Source organism: Pseudomonas sp. FEMGT703P, from assembly GCF_002786345.1.
GTDB classification, from domain to species: Bacteria; Pseudomonadota; Gammaproteobacteria; order Pseudomonadales; family Pseudomonadaceae; genus Aquipseudomonas; species Aquipseudomonas peli.
In genome coordinates, this window is sequence record NZ_PGCM01000010.1 from 497,554 (window position 1) to 511,554 (window position 14,001).

General features: G+C 57.4%; 12 protein-coding genes and 3 tRNA genes. 12 read left to right on the plus strand and 3 right to left on the minus strand.

Annotated features, from left to right (window positions below; translation table 11 throughout):
• Positions 1 to 128: 128 nt before the first annotated feature.
• The 8 genes from gacA to galU all read left to right on the plus strand — a co-directional run bounded on the left by gacA (position 129) and on the right by galU (position 6,084).
• Positions 129 to 773, plus strand: a complete 645-nt coding sequence (gene gacA, locus CUR33_RS15880; protein WP_090253783.1) for a response regulator transcription factor GacA — start codon at positions 129 to 131, stop codon at positions 771 to 773.
• The gene (gene uvrC / locus CUR33_RS15885; RefSeq protein ID WP_289240270.1) at positions 760 to 2,601 is read left to right on the plus strand and encodes an excinuclease ABC subunit UvrC; all 1,842 of its coding nucleotides are present in this window, start codon (positions 760 to 762) and stop codon (positions 2,599 to 2,601) included. The genes gacA and uvrC overlap by 14 nt, the downstream gene beginning before the upstream one ends.
• A gap of 33 nt (positions 2,602 to 2,634) precedes the next feature.
• Positions 2,635 to 3,195, plus strand: coding sequence for a CDP-diacylglycerol--glycerol-3-phosphate 3-phosphatidyltransferase (gene pgsA, locus CUR33_RS15890; protein WP_170049971.1), 561 nt, complete (start codon positions 2,635 to 2,637; stop codon positions 3,193 to 3,195).
• Positions 3,196 to 3,262: 67 nt separating this feature from the next.
• A tRNA-Gly gene (locus CUR33_RS15895) sits at positions 3,263 to 3,338 on the plus strand.
• Positions 3,339 to 3,377: 39 nt separating this feature from the next.
• A tRNA-Cys gene (locus CUR33_RS15900) sits at positions 3,378 to 3,451 on the plus strand.
• A 112-nt stretch (positions 3,452 to 3,563) separates the two neighbouring features.
• Positions 3,564 to 3,650 (plus strand) — tRNA-Leu (locus CUR33_RS15905).
• Positions 3,651 to 3,838: 188 nt separating this feature from the next.
• Positions 3,839 to 5,200: a UDP-glucose dehydrogenase family protein gene (locus CUR33_RS15910; RefSeq protein WP_289240271.1), complete on the plus strand. Its 1,362-nt coding sequence runs from the start codon at positions 3,839 to 3,841 to the stop codon at positions 5,198 to 5,200.
• A gap of 44 nt (positions 5,201 to 5,244) precedes the next feature.
• Positions 5,245 to 6,084, plus strand: a complete 840-nt coding sequence (galU, locus tag CUR33_RS15915; protein WP_160086925.1) for a UTP--glucose-1-phosphate uridylyltransferase GalU — start codon at positions 5,245 to 5,247, stop codon at positions 6,082 to 6,084.
• Between the two features lie 51 nt (positions 6,085 to 6,135).
• Here galU and CUR33_RS15920 read toward each other — a convergent pair whose 3' ends face one another.
• Positions 6,136 to 6,558 carry a VOC family protein gene (locus CUR33_RS15920; RefSeq protein WP_160086923.1) on the minus strand — a complete coding sequence of 141 codons (423 nt, stop codon included), beginning with the start codon at positions 6,556 to 6,558 and terminating at the stop codon, positions 6,136 to 6,138.
• Between the two features lie 82 nt (positions 6,559 to 6,640).
• Here CUR33_RS15920 and gorA point away from each other — a divergent pair, with 82 nt between their 5' ends.
• Both gorA and CUR33_RS15930 read left to right on the plus strand, forming a co-directional pair.
• Complete coding sequence (gorA, locus tag CUR33_RS15925; RefSeq protein ID WP_289240272.1) at positions 6,641 to 7,999, plus strand: glutathione-disulfide reductase; 1,359 nt, start codon at positions 6,641 to 6,643, stop codon at positions 7,997 to 7,999.
• Positions 8,000 to 8,006: 7 nt separating this feature from the next.
• Entirely contained in the window at positions 8,007 to 8,630 is a 624-nt protein-coding gene (locus tag CUR33_RS15930; RefSeq protein WP_090253798.1) for a trimeric intracellular cation channel family protein, read from the plus strand.
• A 23-nt stretch (positions 8,631 to 8,653) separates the two neighbouring features.
• On the opposite strand, the gene CUR33_RS15935 is transcribed toward CUR33_RS15930, so the two are convergent.
• Together CUR33_RS15935 and CUR33_RS15940 are read right to left on the minus strand one after the other, a co-directional pair.
• The gene (locus CUR33_RS15935; RefSeq protein WP_289240273.1) at positions 8,654 to 10,009 is read right to left on the minus strand and encodes a cation:proton antiporter; all 1,356 of its coding nucleotides are present in this window, start codon (positions 10,007 to 10,009) and stop codon (positions 8,654 to 8,656) included.
• A 306-nt stretch (positions 10,010 to 10,315) separates the two neighbouring features.
• Positions 10,316 to 11,338 (minus strand): zinc-dependent alcohol dehydrogenase family protein, encoded by a 1,023-nt coding sequence (locus tag CUR33_RS15940; RefSeq protein WP_289240274.1) that lies wholly within the window; start codon positions 11,336 to 11,338, stop codon positions 10,316 to 10,318.
• A gap of 261 nt (positions 11,339 to 11,599) precedes the next feature.
• Between CUR33_RS15940 and CUR33_RS15945 the strand changes: the two genes are divergently transcribed.
• Both CUR33_RS15945 and mexE read left to right on the plus strand, forming a co-directional pair.
• Positions 11,600 to 12,517, plus strand: coding sequence for a LysR family transcriptional regulator (locus CUR33_RS15945; RefSeq protein WP_090253805.1), 918 nt, complete (start codon positions 11,600 to 11,602; stop codon positions 12,515 to 12,517).
• 173 nt (positions 12,518 to 12,690) lie between these two features.
• Positions 12,691 to 13,929, plus strand: a complete 1,239-nt coding sequence (gene mexE / locus CUR33_RS15950; protein WP_289240275.1) for a multidrug efflux RND transporter periplasmic adaptor subunit MexE — start codon at positions 12,691 to 12,693, stop codon at positions 13,927 to 13,929.
• The last annotated feature ends 72 nt before the right edge of the window (positions 13,930 to 14,001 follow it).

Below are 14,001 nucleotides of genomic sequence, written 5' to 3' on the forward strand. Positions count from 1 at the left end.
GGCCGTCATTTAGCGCTCACTTATTGGCGCTTGCCTTTTGACGGTTATGCGCCAAGCTGGTGGCTTACAGGCACCAGACTTTCAACCCAGCAACTGCTCAACGCAGTTGATGTCGACCGGGGTGACGCTTGATCAGAGTTCTCGTTGTTGATGACCACGACCTGGTACGTACCGGCATTACTCGTATGCTGGCCGATATCGACGGTTTACAGGTGGTCGGCCAAGCCGAATCAGGCGAAGAGTCACTGAAAAAAGCCCGCGAGCTGAAACCTGACGTTGTTCTGATGGACATCAAAATGCCGGGTATCGGTGGTCTTGAAGCCACCCGTAAGCTGATTCGCAGCCATCCTGATCTTAAAGTTGTTGCCGTAACCGTATGTGAGGAAGACCCTTTCCCCACGCGCCTACTGCAAGCTGGTGCCGCTGGCTATCTCACTAAAGGCGCTGCGCTGGAAGAAATGGTTCAGGCGATTCGCATGGTATTCAGCGGGCAACGCTATATCAGTCCGCAGATTGCCCAGCAGCTGGCACTCAAGTCATTTCAGCCACAGAGCAGTCACTCACCGTTCGACTTACTGTCCGAGCGTGAAATTCAAATCGCTCTGATGATTGCAGGTTGCCAAAAGGTTCAGGCCATTTCCGATAAGCTTTGCCTGTCGCCGAAAACCGTGAATACCTACCGCTATCGCATCTTTGAAAAGCTCTCGATTACCAGTGATGTCGAACTGGCCCTGCTGGCCGTACGCCACGGCATGATTGATGCCAACACCTGATAACAGTCCTGCCGCTTTCGACTCCAGCGCTTTCCTCTCCACCTGCAGCGGTCGTCCTGGCGTGTACCGCATGTTCGATGTGGACACCAAACTGCTGTATGTCGGCAAAGCCAAAAACCTGAAAAAGCGCCTGGCTAGCTACTTCCGCCAGAGCGGCTTAGCGCCAAAGACCGCCGCGTTGGTCGGCCGAATCGCTCAGATCGAAACCACCATCACCGCCAACGAAACCGAAGCCCTGCTGCTTGAGCAGACGCTGATCAAAGAATGGCGCCCGCCTTACAATATTCTGCTGCGCGATGATAAGTCCTACCCCTATGTGCTGCTTTCCGACGGCGACTTCCCGCGCCTGAGCATTCACCGCGGCGCGAAAAAGCAGAAAGGCAGGTACTTCGGCCCGTATCCCAGCGCAGGTGCCATTCGCGAAAGCCTTAATCTGCTGCAAAAAACTTTTCTGGTGCGCCAGTGCGAGGACAGTTTCTACAAGAATCGCACAAGGCCCTGCCTGCAGTACCAGATCAAACGCTGCAAAGGCCCCTGTGTCGGCCTGGTAGAGCCCGCTGAATATGCTGATGACGTACGCCATTCGGTGATGTTTCTTGAGGGGCGCAGCAATGCCCTGACCGATGAGCTGTCCAGCGGCATGCAGGCTGCCGCCATGGCCCTCGACTTTGAGCGGGCTGCCGGATTGCGCGACCAGATATCGCTGCTGCGCCGGGTTCAAGACCAGCAGAGCATGGAAGGCGGAACCGGTGATGTGGACGTGGTCGCGGCGATGGTCAATCCCGGTGGCGCATGCGTGCATTTGATCAGCGTGCGCGGTGGCCGAGTGCTCGGCAGTAAAAACTTTTTCCCGCAGGTGGCGATTGAGGAGGAGGGCAGTGGCGTACTGCTGGCCTTCCTCGCGCAGTACTACTTGAGCAGTCAGGAACGCGATCTGCCGAGCGAGCTTATCGTCAATGCGCAGCACGAAGACTTCCCCACATTGATCGCCGCCATTGATGAGCTGCGCGGCCGCGAACTGAGCATCAGCTACCGCGTTCGCGGTACCCGCGCGCGCTGGCAGCAGTTGGCTGTGACCAATGCGGAGCAGGCGCTGGCGGCGCGCCTTGCCAATCGACAGCACGTTGCCGCGCGCTTTGACGCACTGGCCGAAGCGCTGGATATGGATGAAGTGCCGCAACGCCTGGAGTGCTTTGATATCAGTCATTCCAGCGGCGAGGCGACCGTGGCCTCCTGTGTGGTATTCGGCCCCGAGGGGCCGCTGAAATCCGATTACCGCCGCTACAACATTGAGGGCGTGACGCCGGGTGACGATTATGCCGCCATGCATCAAGCGCTCACCCGGCGCTTCAGCAAGATCAAGGATGGCGAAGGCAAGCTGCCCGATATCCTCCTAGTTGATGGTGGTAAAGGCCAGCTGGCGATGGCCCGTGAAGTACTCGAAGAGCTGTCAGTGCCAGACCTGATTCTGCTCGGCGTCGCCAAAGGCACCACGCGCAAACCGGGTTTGGAAACCCTCTACCTGAATGACGCCGCACATGAGTTCACCTTGCCGGGGAATTCACCAGCGTTGCATCTGATACAGCAAATCCGCGATGAATCGCACCGGTTTGCTATCACCGGACATCGTGCCCGTCGCGGTAAAACCCGTCGCACCTCAACACTGGAGGACGTCGCGGGCGTAGGGCCTAAGCGCCGGCGTGAGCTGCTTAATCATTTTGGTGGGCTGCAAGAGTTATCACGTGCCAGCATCGAAGAAATTGCCAAAGCACCTGGAATCAGCAAAAAACTCGCTGAGTTGATTTATGCGGCCCTGCACAGTGAGTAGAATGCCGACTCTCTTTACCGCCAAGTTGTGTCGATGAATATCCCCAACCTGCTTACTGTGCTCCGCGTATTACTGATACCGGTGTTTATTCTGCTGTTTTACCTTCCCTTCAGTTGGAGCTACTGGGCGGCGAGTGCAGTGTTTTCAATCGCGGCTGCAACCGACTGGCTGGATGGTTATTTGGCCCGTCGCTGGGAGCAGAGCACACCTTTCGGTGCATTTCTTGATCCCGTTGCTGACAAACTCATGGTGGCGGTGGCCCTGGTATTACTGGTGGCCGAACACGCCAACCTCTGGTTGACCCTGTCAGCATCAATCATCATCGGCCGTGAAATTGTTGTGTCTGCACTGCGTGAGTGGATGGCCGAATTGGGCGCCAGGGCGCATGTCGCGGTTTCAAAGCTGGCCAAATGGAAAACAGCCGCTCAGATGGTCGCTTTGGTGATTTTGCTGGCCAATCCGCCAACGTTTACTGCCTGGGTTGTACTGGGTTACGTCCTGTTGATCATTGCTGCCGTACTCACCCTGTGGTCGATGGCGCAGTACCTGTTGGCTGCATGGCCACACCTGCGAATCACCTCGGAAAAGAAATAAGCTTTTTTGAATCAAGGGGTTGACTGGCCGTCCTGAAGCTATAGAATGGCGGCCGTCAGCACGACAAGCGGGAATAGCTCAGTTGGTAGAGCACGACCTTGCCAAGGTCGGGGTCGCGAGTTCGAGTCTCGTTTCCCGCTCCATTTTCAACGGGCCGTTTTACACGGTCCGTTTAGTTTCAAGGCTGAGTAGCAGAGTGGTTATGCACCGGATTGCAAATCCGTGAACGCCGGTTCGATTCCGACCTCAGCCTCCAATTAGAAAAGCCTCGTAGATCACTGATTTACGAGGCTTTTTCATTTTAGTTTGAAACCTTGCGAGGCATCGAAGGGCTGTATATAGTCCAAGCCTTACAACGTAGCGCTACCGCCCGAATGGCGAAATCGGTAGACGCAAGGGACTTAAAATCCCTCGAGGGTAACCTCGTGCCGGTTCGATTCCGGCTTCGGGCACCATGTACATGATTTCAGATGTTCTTGCATGAACTTGAAATCCACTAAACCGGCCTTCGTGGCCGGTTTTTTTGTGCCTGAAATTTGTGCGCACGGCTTATCAAGTGCTGTCACCCGACTGTTGTACTTATGTCATACGTCTGCCATCTGCTTTAGCTGCAATCGCGGTAACTCAGTGAGGAGTGCGGGCGATGCGGATTTGTGTGATTGGCGCAGGATACGTGGGGCTGGTATCGGCAGCCTGTTTTGCCGAAATGGGCAATCGGGTGATCTGCGTTGAGCGCGATGCGCAACGTGTGGCGCGGCTTGCCCATGGCCAGTCGCCGATTTACGAGCCTGGGCTGGAGGCCATGCTGCAGACCCACCTGAGTAGCGGTCAGCTGAGTTTTAGTCAGCACCTCAATGAAGGCATCACGCAGGCTGAGATCATCTTTATCGCGGTAGGCACGCCGAGCGGGGAGGACGGCTCCGCAGACTTGTCCCATGTACTGGCCGTGGCCGATGAGCTGGGCGATCTGCTTGAGCAAAACTGCGTGGTGGTGAATAAATCAACGGTGCCGGTGGGCACGGCAGAGCGTGTTGCCCAGCGCATCAACAATCGATTGAGCAAACGCGGCAAACGTTTTGCGGTGACGCTGGCAAGTAACCCGGAATTTCTCAAGGAAGGCTCGGCGATTGACGACTTTATGCGGCCGGATCGAGTGATTGTCGGCTGTGATGAACCGCAGGGCCATGCGCTGTTACGCCGTCTGTATGCGCCGTTTCTGCGCAATCACGAGCGTTTACTCTGCATGGGGCTGCGGGCGGCAGAGTTCAGCAAATATGCCGCCAACGCCTTTTTGGCCACCAAAATTTCCTTTATCAACGAAATGGCCAGCCTCTGCTCGCGCCTGGATGTCGACATCGAGGATGTGCGCCGTGGCATCGGCAGCGACAAACGCATTGGTACTCACTTTATCTATGCCGGTTGCGGCTATGGCGGCTCGTGCTTTCCCAAGGATGTGCGGGCGCTGATTCGCTGCGCAGAGCAGGAAGGCATTGAACCTGGCATCCTGCGCGCAGTCGAAGCTCGTAACGCGCTACAGAAGACGTTGCTGTTCCAGGCCCTGCGTGAGCATTTTTCTGGTTATTGGCAAGGGCGGGTGGTGGCACTTTGGGGGCTGGCTTTTAAACCAGGTACTGATGATCTGCGTGAAGCCCCCAGTCTGGTTCTGCTGGACGCCTTACTGGCAGCTGGCGTCAGCGTTCAGGCCTGTGATCCGGTCGCTACAACGGCTCTGGCAGAGCGCTACGGCCAGGCGATTGGTAGCGGTCAACTGCGTTTGAGCACCTCGCCGTATAGCGTTGTTGAAGGTGCTGATGCGCTGGTACTCGTCACCGAGTGGAAGCAGTTTCGCCAGCCCGATTTCGCCCGCATTCGTGGTTTGATGCGCATGCCCGTGCTGTTTGATGGGCGCAATATCTACGATGCCCTGCAGTTGGCTGAGCAGGGGTTCCTTTACCGAGGCATTGGCCGGCCCGCGCAGGGGCATTGTAAGGCCAGCGCAGCCTGATAAACTGCGCACGCAATTTTCACCCCATCTACCCAAGGTTTCCCATGATCAAGAAATGCTTGTTCCCAGCAGCCGGTTACGGCACCCGCTTTCTGCCAGCCACCAAGGCCATGCCCAAGGAAATGCTGCCGATCGTGAACAAGCCGCTCATCCAGTACGGCGTTGAAGAGGCGTTGGAAGCCGGGTTGACGGAAATAGCCATGATCACTGGCCGCGGTAAGCGCGCGCTGGAAGATCACTTCGACATCAGCTACGAGCTTGAGCACCAGATTCGCGACACGGATAAAGAGAAATATCTGGTTGGTATCCGTCGTTTGATCGACGAATGCACCTTTTCCTATACCCGCCAAGTTGAAATGAAAGGCCTCGGCCATGCCATTCTCTGCGGCCGTCCATTGATCGGTGACGAGCCTTTTGCAGTGATTCTCGCTGATGACTTGTGCCTGAACCTGGATGGTGACGCGGTACTGACCCAGATGGTCAAGCTGTATAACCAATTCCGCTGCTCGATCGTGGCTATCCAGGAAGTACCACCAGAAGAAACCCACAAATATGGCGTGATCTCCGGCGAGATGATTCGCGACGATATCTACCGGGTTAACAGCATGGTCGAGAAACCAAAGCCGGAAGATGCACCGTCGAATCTGGCGATCATCGGTCGCTACATTCTTACCCCGGATATCTTCGATCTGATTGAACAGACCGAGCCAGGTAAGGGCGGGGAAATTCAGATCACCGACGCGCTGATGAAGCAGGCGCAGAATGGTTGCGTGATGGCTTACAAGTTCAAAGGCAAACGCTTTGATTGCGGTGGTGCTGAAGGCTATATCGACGCCACCAACTTCTGCTTCGAAAACCTCTACAAAACCGGCAAGGCCTATTAATTAGGCGCCTGGCGCGATAATACACAGCCACCTTCGGGTGGCTGTGTGCATTCAGGGCAAGGGTATCTGCTCAGCACCAGGCCCTAGCGGCTGCCCGTAGCTGAACTCCACATAGTTGCCTGCGGGGTCACGCAGCCCGCAGTAGTAGCCCACGGGAAAGGGTTCGTCACGCGGCTCCCAGACCAGACAGCCTGCTACTCGCGCTCGCGCTGCGATGCTATCGACCTGTTCTCGACTTTCCAGGGCAAAGCCAAAGTGGCTGTAGTCATCCACAGCCAATTGGCGATCCTGTCCGCCCGGCATGATCACAAAAATAAAGCGGTGTTCCTTACCCTGTTCGGCCATCCAGACAATTCGTGAGCCTTTGCCCGCGCGCTGGTGAATCACCTGCATCGCGCAGAACTGCTCGTAAAAGCTCACACAGGCATCGAGATCAGGCACGTGCAAGGCCAGATGAGTAAGGGTAGGGCGCATAAATGCTCTCCTGTTCTGCATGCATCAAGTTTAGGCCCTGGCGCGCCTTGGGGTATGCTGGTGGCCTGCTTTGGAGGCTGAAATGACCTACGACTTTGACATGTTTGTGATTGGTGCCGGTTCTGGCGGTGTGCGGGCTGCGCGATTTGCCGCCGGCTATGGCGCACGCGTGGCGGTTGCTGAAAGCCGTTACCTGGGAGGCACCTGCGTCAACGTCGGCTGTGTACCGAAAAAGCTACTGGTCTATGGTGCGCATTTCGCCGATGACTTTGAACAGGCTCAGGGGTTTGGTTGGGCGCTGGGCGAGGCTCGCTTCGACTGGTCGACCCTGATCAGCAACAAGAACCGTGAAATCGAACGACTCAATGGCATCTACCGCAACCTGCTGATGAACAGCGGCGTGACCTTGCTGGAAGGCCACGCGCGGATTGTCGATGACCATACTGTCGAGCTGGGCGGTAAACGCTACAGCGCCAAACATATCCTGATTGCCACCGGCGGCTGGCCGCAAATTCCGGAAGTTCCGGGGCATGAACATGCCATCGGCTCGAATGAAGCTTTCTTTCTTGAGCAAATGCCCAAGCGCGTGTTGGTAGTGGGCGGTGGTTATATCGCCGTGGAGTTTGCCTCGATCTTCAACGGCCTTGGCACAAAAACCTCGTTGCTCTATCGCGGCGATCTGTTCCTACGTGGTTTCGACAAGGCCGTGCGTCTGCACCTGCAGGATGAGTTGAACAAGCGCGGCGTCGATCTGCAGTTCAACAGCGATATCGCCCGTATCGACAAACAAGCCGACGGCAGTCTATTAGCCACGCTCAAGGACGGTCGCGTGCTGGAAGCCGACTGTATCTTTTACGCCACCGGCCGTCGGCCGATGCTGGATAATCTGGGCCTGGAAAATACTCATGTGAAGCTGGATAAGCGCGGCTTTATCGAAGTGGACGAGCAATACCAGACCAGCACACCCTCGATTCTCGCCATCGGCGATGTAATCGGTCGTGTGCAGCTGACACCGGTCGCGTTAGCCGAAGGCATGGCGGTTGCCAGGCGCCTGTTCAAACCAGAGGAATACCGCAAGGTCGACTACCGGATGATCCCAACGGCGGTATTCAGCCTGCCCAATATCGGCACGGTTGGGCTGAGCGAAGAGCAGGCAAAGGAGGAGGGCTACAGCGTCCAGGTTTTCGAAAGCCGCTTCCGACCGATGAAACTGACCATGACCGAAAGCCAGGAACGCACCTTGATGAAACTGGTGGTGGACGCTGCCACAGACCGTGTGCTCGGCTGCCATATGGTCGGGCCGGACGCCGGCGAAATTGTTCAGGGCCTGGCGGTTGCACTCAAGGCCGGAGCCACCAAGCAATTGTTTGATGAAACCATTGGCGTGCATCCTACAGCTGCCGAAGAGTTCGTCACCATGCGTACCCCCGTGTCGTCCTGAGGTCAGCATGGCTCAACTGTTCTATCTGGCTGATCTGTTCGGCGTGGCGGTATTCGCCATTACCGGCGCGCTGATGGCGGGGCGCAAGTCCATGGACCTGTTCGGCGTGCTGGTGATCGCCATCGTCACAGCACTGGGCGGCGGTACGCTGCGTGATGTGATTCTGGACAACCATCCAGTCAGCTGGATTCGCAATGACCTGTATATCGTTGTCGCATCCCTGGCAGCCGTGGCTACGGTCGTCTGGGTACGCATGACGCAGCCGATTCACGAGAAAGGCCTCTTACTGGCGGATGCTTTTGGGCTGGCAGTGTTTACCGTGATCGGCACAGAGGTCGCTATGCAGCACAACGTGCCGCATAGCACTGCTGTAATCATGGGCGTGATGACCGGTGTCGCCGGCGGAGTGATGCGCGATGTGATCTGCAATGAGATCCCGCTGATCTTTCAGAAGGAAATCTACGCCACCGCCTGCATAGCCGGCGCAGTGGTGTTTATCGGCATGCGCGCCCTCGATACGCCACATTGGCTGGATACCGGTGTGGCCATGCTCACGGTGCTGCTGATTCGTCTGGCTGCCATTCGCTGGCATGTCGCGTTGCCCAGCTTCCACTTGTTGGATCGCGATTAGTTGCCCAGCTCAGACAGCGTCACTCATGCTCGGGCCTTGAGGCGTTCGTAATAATCCAGCAACGGCTGGCTGGTTAGCCCGTGCAATACGATGCTCATGGCCACCACACTCAGCACCAGATCACTGGCTGTTTGCGCCACTGTCGCGGGCAGATCCTTATTGATCGCATAGCTCAGGTAATACAGACTGCCAATGCCGCGAATGCCGAACCATCCAATCAGCAGTCGATGCGACGGTGGCATAAACCGACCACCAATCAGCAGTAACACCATGCCCGGACGCGCCACGCAAAATAGTGCCAATCCCAGTGGCAGTGCGCGCCAGTCCCAGTGCTGATAGAGCAGGGCGCCGAGAAGGGTCACCATCAGCACTTCCAGGATACGCTCCAGCAAGCTGCCAAATGACAAGATGTCCATCATCAGGGCTCCAGCGGCCACCTTGGGATGCTCATCCTTGTCTTCGCCAAACTCGATATCTCCGTGCGTCTGGCCTTCTTCACGAGTCATTGAATTGCTCGTCCGCTTTTCTGCGGGCTGCTCATGCCCTTGGCTAGCAGTCACTTCGGCATGCCGTAGGCCCAACCCAGCGGCAAAAGTCGCGAGAAAGCCCCAACCTCCGATGCTTTCTGCACCCACATAGGAAAGGGCGATCAAGGCCAGTGCGAGGAAATCATTGGCTGATATGGTTGTGTCGGTCTGGCGGGCACGTAGGTGAATGACCAGCCGGCCAACGTTACGTCCCAGCGTATAGCCCAGTAACAAGCTCAAGGGAACGGCCCACACGACATAGATCAAAAACCAGTCGAACGCCTCACGCAGAGGGCTTAAGGGCGCCTGGGCACTAAACTGAAGAACCAATAACGCGGCGATTACAAAAGGAAAGGCAATGCCGTCGTTCAGTCCAGCTTCACCCGAGATGGCATAACGCACGCGATCCTCGTCCCCAGCGTGACTGACCTGCACCAGGCTGGCCAGCACTGGATCGGTAGGCGAGAGAATCGCCGCTATTAACAGTGATAGCCCCCAGCTCAGACCGAATAGATAGTGGGCAATTAACGTCACGCTGAGAATGGTGCCGAGGAGCACCGGACCTGCGAGCAACCAAGCGGCTTGCCATTCAGGGGCGCGAAACGGCAGACGCAGTTTTAGCCCGCCAATAAACAACGAAATCAGCACAGCGATTTCCGCCAAGTGTTCCAACCAGGTGGAAATATCCAATAAATCCTGCTGCCAGATGCCTAAGCCGAGCGGGCCTATCGCTAGGCCGAATGCCAGATAAAGCGTTGACGTTGTAACCGGCAAAAGCCGCACAAAGGTTGAGGCCAGTCCGAGAATCAATAACAGGGTGCCCATCACCAGCATCCACGCACTGAAGCTCATTGGCGCTTATCTACGTTATGTAAGTGTGCGGATGTGGGGATGCCACAAACAAATCGACTCCTGATTAAACAGAGTCGTTTGGATTCGAAGCAGAAAGGTCGCGCAAAGTTCATCATTCCTGATGAGCGGGCGGACGTAGTAACAAGCAGATCAGGCAGCCGCCTGAGGGACTCGTAGCGTATCACTCTGTATGCTATTTAACATAATATACATTATACGAACCTTCGTGCGCCGAGCGATGAACCTAGACCACTTAGGATTCACCGCTCTCGCCCTAATCCGGGCTTCTTACAATGCAAGTTATGTTTAACGCGCGTCGATATCCAGCAACACACGGCCACGGCTTGGACAGGTTTCCATATAACGATGCGCTTCGACTACGTCATCGAAGCTGTAAACCTTGTCGATCAACGGCTTGAGCAAACCGTCTGCCGTCAACTGATTGATGCCTTGCACGGCCTTGGCCACGGCAACTGCATCCTGCGGGATATTCAGCTCTTCCTTGCCGGTGAAGTTACCGATGCAATGCACGAAGAATTGAATGTTCTTCTGGAACGCCGCACAAGCTGGGAATGGCGTTTCATTGCCGCCCTGCAGATCGAACAGAATCAGTCGACCGCGCGGCGCGATGGCGTCGCCCAGCAGGCACATCTGCGGGCCGCCCAGTGCATCCATCACCACGTTGACGCCGCGGCCATCGGTCAGTTTGCTGACGCGGCTGACCAGATCCTGCTCCTCGGTGAGGATGATGTGATCTGCGCCCAGCTGCTTGAGAAAGTCGCTGTCCTCGGCAAAGGCTGTTGCCGCAATGACTGTGGCGCCTAGAGCTTTGCCCATCTGCACGATGTACGGGCCCCAGCAGCGGCTTGCGGCCGTTACCAGCACGGTTTCGCTGGGCTGCAAACGCGCCAGTTCAATGAAACCGAACCAGCCGACCATCGATGGTAGATAGTGTACGGCAGCTTGCTGAGCGGTCAGATTGTCCGGGTAACGCGCTAAGGAGCTGCGTGGCAATACCACGTGCTCGGCGTAACTGGGATAACGGTTGGCGCTGTGCCCCGGGAAGCTCGCGACTCGATCACCGACAGCCAAATCAGTCACGCCATCGCCGACGGCCAGCACCACGCCGGCCAGTTCGTGGCCCAGGCCTGCTGGCAATTGCGTTGGGGTATTGGCCAGATTCTGCCGCCAGAGCACGTCGTACCAGCTGACACCTATGGCTTCAACACCGACCAGCACTTCACCTGCGGCGGGCGCCGGTGCTTGACGCTCTTCGATCTTGAGGACATCGGCCTCACCAAATTCGTTGAAACGCACTATGCGGGACATCGCAAACCTCTTCGGTTGACCCATTCAGGTCGTGGCAGCTGTTAAGCATTTCTGCGCGATACAGCTCTGGCGACCTCTTATGGCCACGGACTTTATCCGGGCTTTGCCAGCAATTCCACCGCTCAGGGCTGATATTCACCATGCTTGTCGATGATGATGAGTCACGCACACATCATTTCGCCGTGCATATTGCCTGGCAATAGCATTCGGCATTAGCCTGATTCGCGCGCAAAACCGCAGCCACTCCAGAATGGACACCGGATGAACCGTAACGATCTTCGCCGCGTCGATCTCAATCTGCTGATCGTCTTTGAAACGCTGATGCATGAACGCAGCGTCACCCGTGCGGCGGAAAAACTGTTTCTCGGCCAGCCGGCCATCAGTGCTGCCCTCGCCCGTCTGCGCAGCCTGTTCGATGACCCGCTGTTCGTGCGCACGGGGCGCAGCATGGAGCCCACCGCTCGCGCCATGGAGATTGCCGCCCTGCTCTCGCCGGCGCTGGATTCGATTTCCACGGCGGTCAGCCGTGCGGCTGATTTCCACCCAGCCACCAGTACCGCGGTGTTTCGCATCGGGTTGTCGGATGACGTTGAGTTCGGCCTATTACCGCCGTTGATCAAGCGCCTGCGCGCTGAAGCCCCCGGCGTGGTGCTGGTGATTCGCCGCACCAACTATCTGCTGATGCCGGCCTTGCTGGCCTCCGGTGAAATTTCCGTGGGCGTTGCCTACACCGAAGAATTGCCGGCCAATGCCAAGCGCAAGGTACTGCGCCGTAGTAAACCGAAACTGTTACGTGCCGATACCGCGCCTGGTGCACTGAGCCTGGATGATTTCTGCGCCAGGCCGCACGCGCTGGTGTCCTTTGCCGGCGATCTGGGTGGTTTTATCGATACCGAACTGGAAAAACTAGGGCGCAAGCGTCGCGTAGTACTCGCCCTGCCCCAGTTCAACGGCCTGGGTACCCTGCTCGCCGGCACCGATATTCTGGCCACCGTGCCAGATTACACCGCAGCTGCCCTGACCTCTGCAGGTGGGGTACGCGCTGAAGAACTGCCACTGCCGACGCAAACCTTCGAACTGCATATGGCCTGGCGTGGCGCCCAGGACAACGACCCGGCGGAGCGCTGGCTGCGCTCGCGCATCCAGATGTTCTGCGGTGATCCGGACAGTCTGGAGTAAGCCCTACCCTTCAAGCACAGCGCCGACCATCGCTGTGTTCACATAGATGAAATCGATAGAAGCCCCTTCATCATCATTCACGATGATAGTCACCTTCGCGGCATTCGATTCGTTCCACGCCAGAGCGCGCAGCAGACTCCGCCCCATCACAACACCCTCGGGCGGATACACACATGGAACAGTCCAATAACAATCGCTGGCATTTCCCCTTGGCCCTTGCCGCAGTGCTGGTTTTGAGTGCATGCGGAAAAGCGCCGGAAACTGCACAGCAGATGCCTGCTGCAAAAGTCAGCGTGGCAGAAGTCATCGAACAACCGATTAACGAATGGGATGAATTCACTGGGCGCCTGGAAGCACCTGAGTCGGTCGAGATCCGCCCACGGGTATCCGGTTTTGTTGATCGCGTTGCCTTTGCCGAAGGCAGCCTGGTGAAGAAAGGCGATCTGTTGTTCCAGATCGATCCACGGCCGTTCCAGGCCGAAGTCAAACGCTTCGAAGCTCAGCTGCAACAGGCCCGTGCTAGCCAGGCGCGCACGCAAAGTGAAGCCAATCGCGGCGAACGCCTGCGCCAAAGTAACGCCATCTCTGCCGAACTGGCTGATGCCCGCGCTAGCGCCGCCGCCGAAGCGAAAGCGGCTGTGGCCGGTATCCAGGCGGAACTGGATAACGCTCGCCTAAATCTCAGTTTTACCCGGGTTACTGCGCCGATTGACGGCCGCGTCAGCCGGGCGGAAATCACTGAAGGCAACTTGGTCAATGCCGGGCAAAGCCTGCTGACCACCCTGGTCAGCACTGACAAGGTGTACGCCTATTTTGATGCCGATGAGCGCGTGTTCCTCAAATACGTTGAGCTGGCGCGCCAGGCTGGCGGCCAAACCCGCGATGCCAGCCCGGTCTACCTAGGCCTGTCCAGCGAAGACGGCCACCCACACCTGGGTGAGCTGGATTTCCTCGACAACCAGGTTAACCCGCAGACCGGCACCATCCGTGGTCGCGCGGTGTTCGATAACCGTGATGGCCGCTTTACGCCAGGCCTGTACGCACGCCTGAAGCTGGTTGGCAGCGGTCAGTACGCTGCCGCGCTGATCAAGGATGAAGCGGTCGGCACCGACCTGGGCAAGAAGTTCGTCCTGGTGCTCGACAAGGACAATGCCGTGCAATACCGCGCCATTGAGCTGGGGCCGAAGCTGGAAGGCCTGCGCATCGTGCGTAGCGGCCTGAGCAAGGGCGAGAAGATCGTGGTCAACGGCCTGCAACGTGCCTTCCCCGGTTCCACGGTTGATCCGCAGAGCGTGCCGATGGCCGACGAGGCCACCCTCGCCCAACTGCTGCGCTTGCGTCAGTCAGTCGATGAGCGCGCTGCGCCACGGGTCGCCAAGCAGGACACCAACAGCGGCAAGCCTCGCGGCTGACATGACGCCTGGGGCGCACTGCGTCCCCTACCCGACAACCTGATTCGTAGGGCGCGCGTGGCCGTTAGGGCC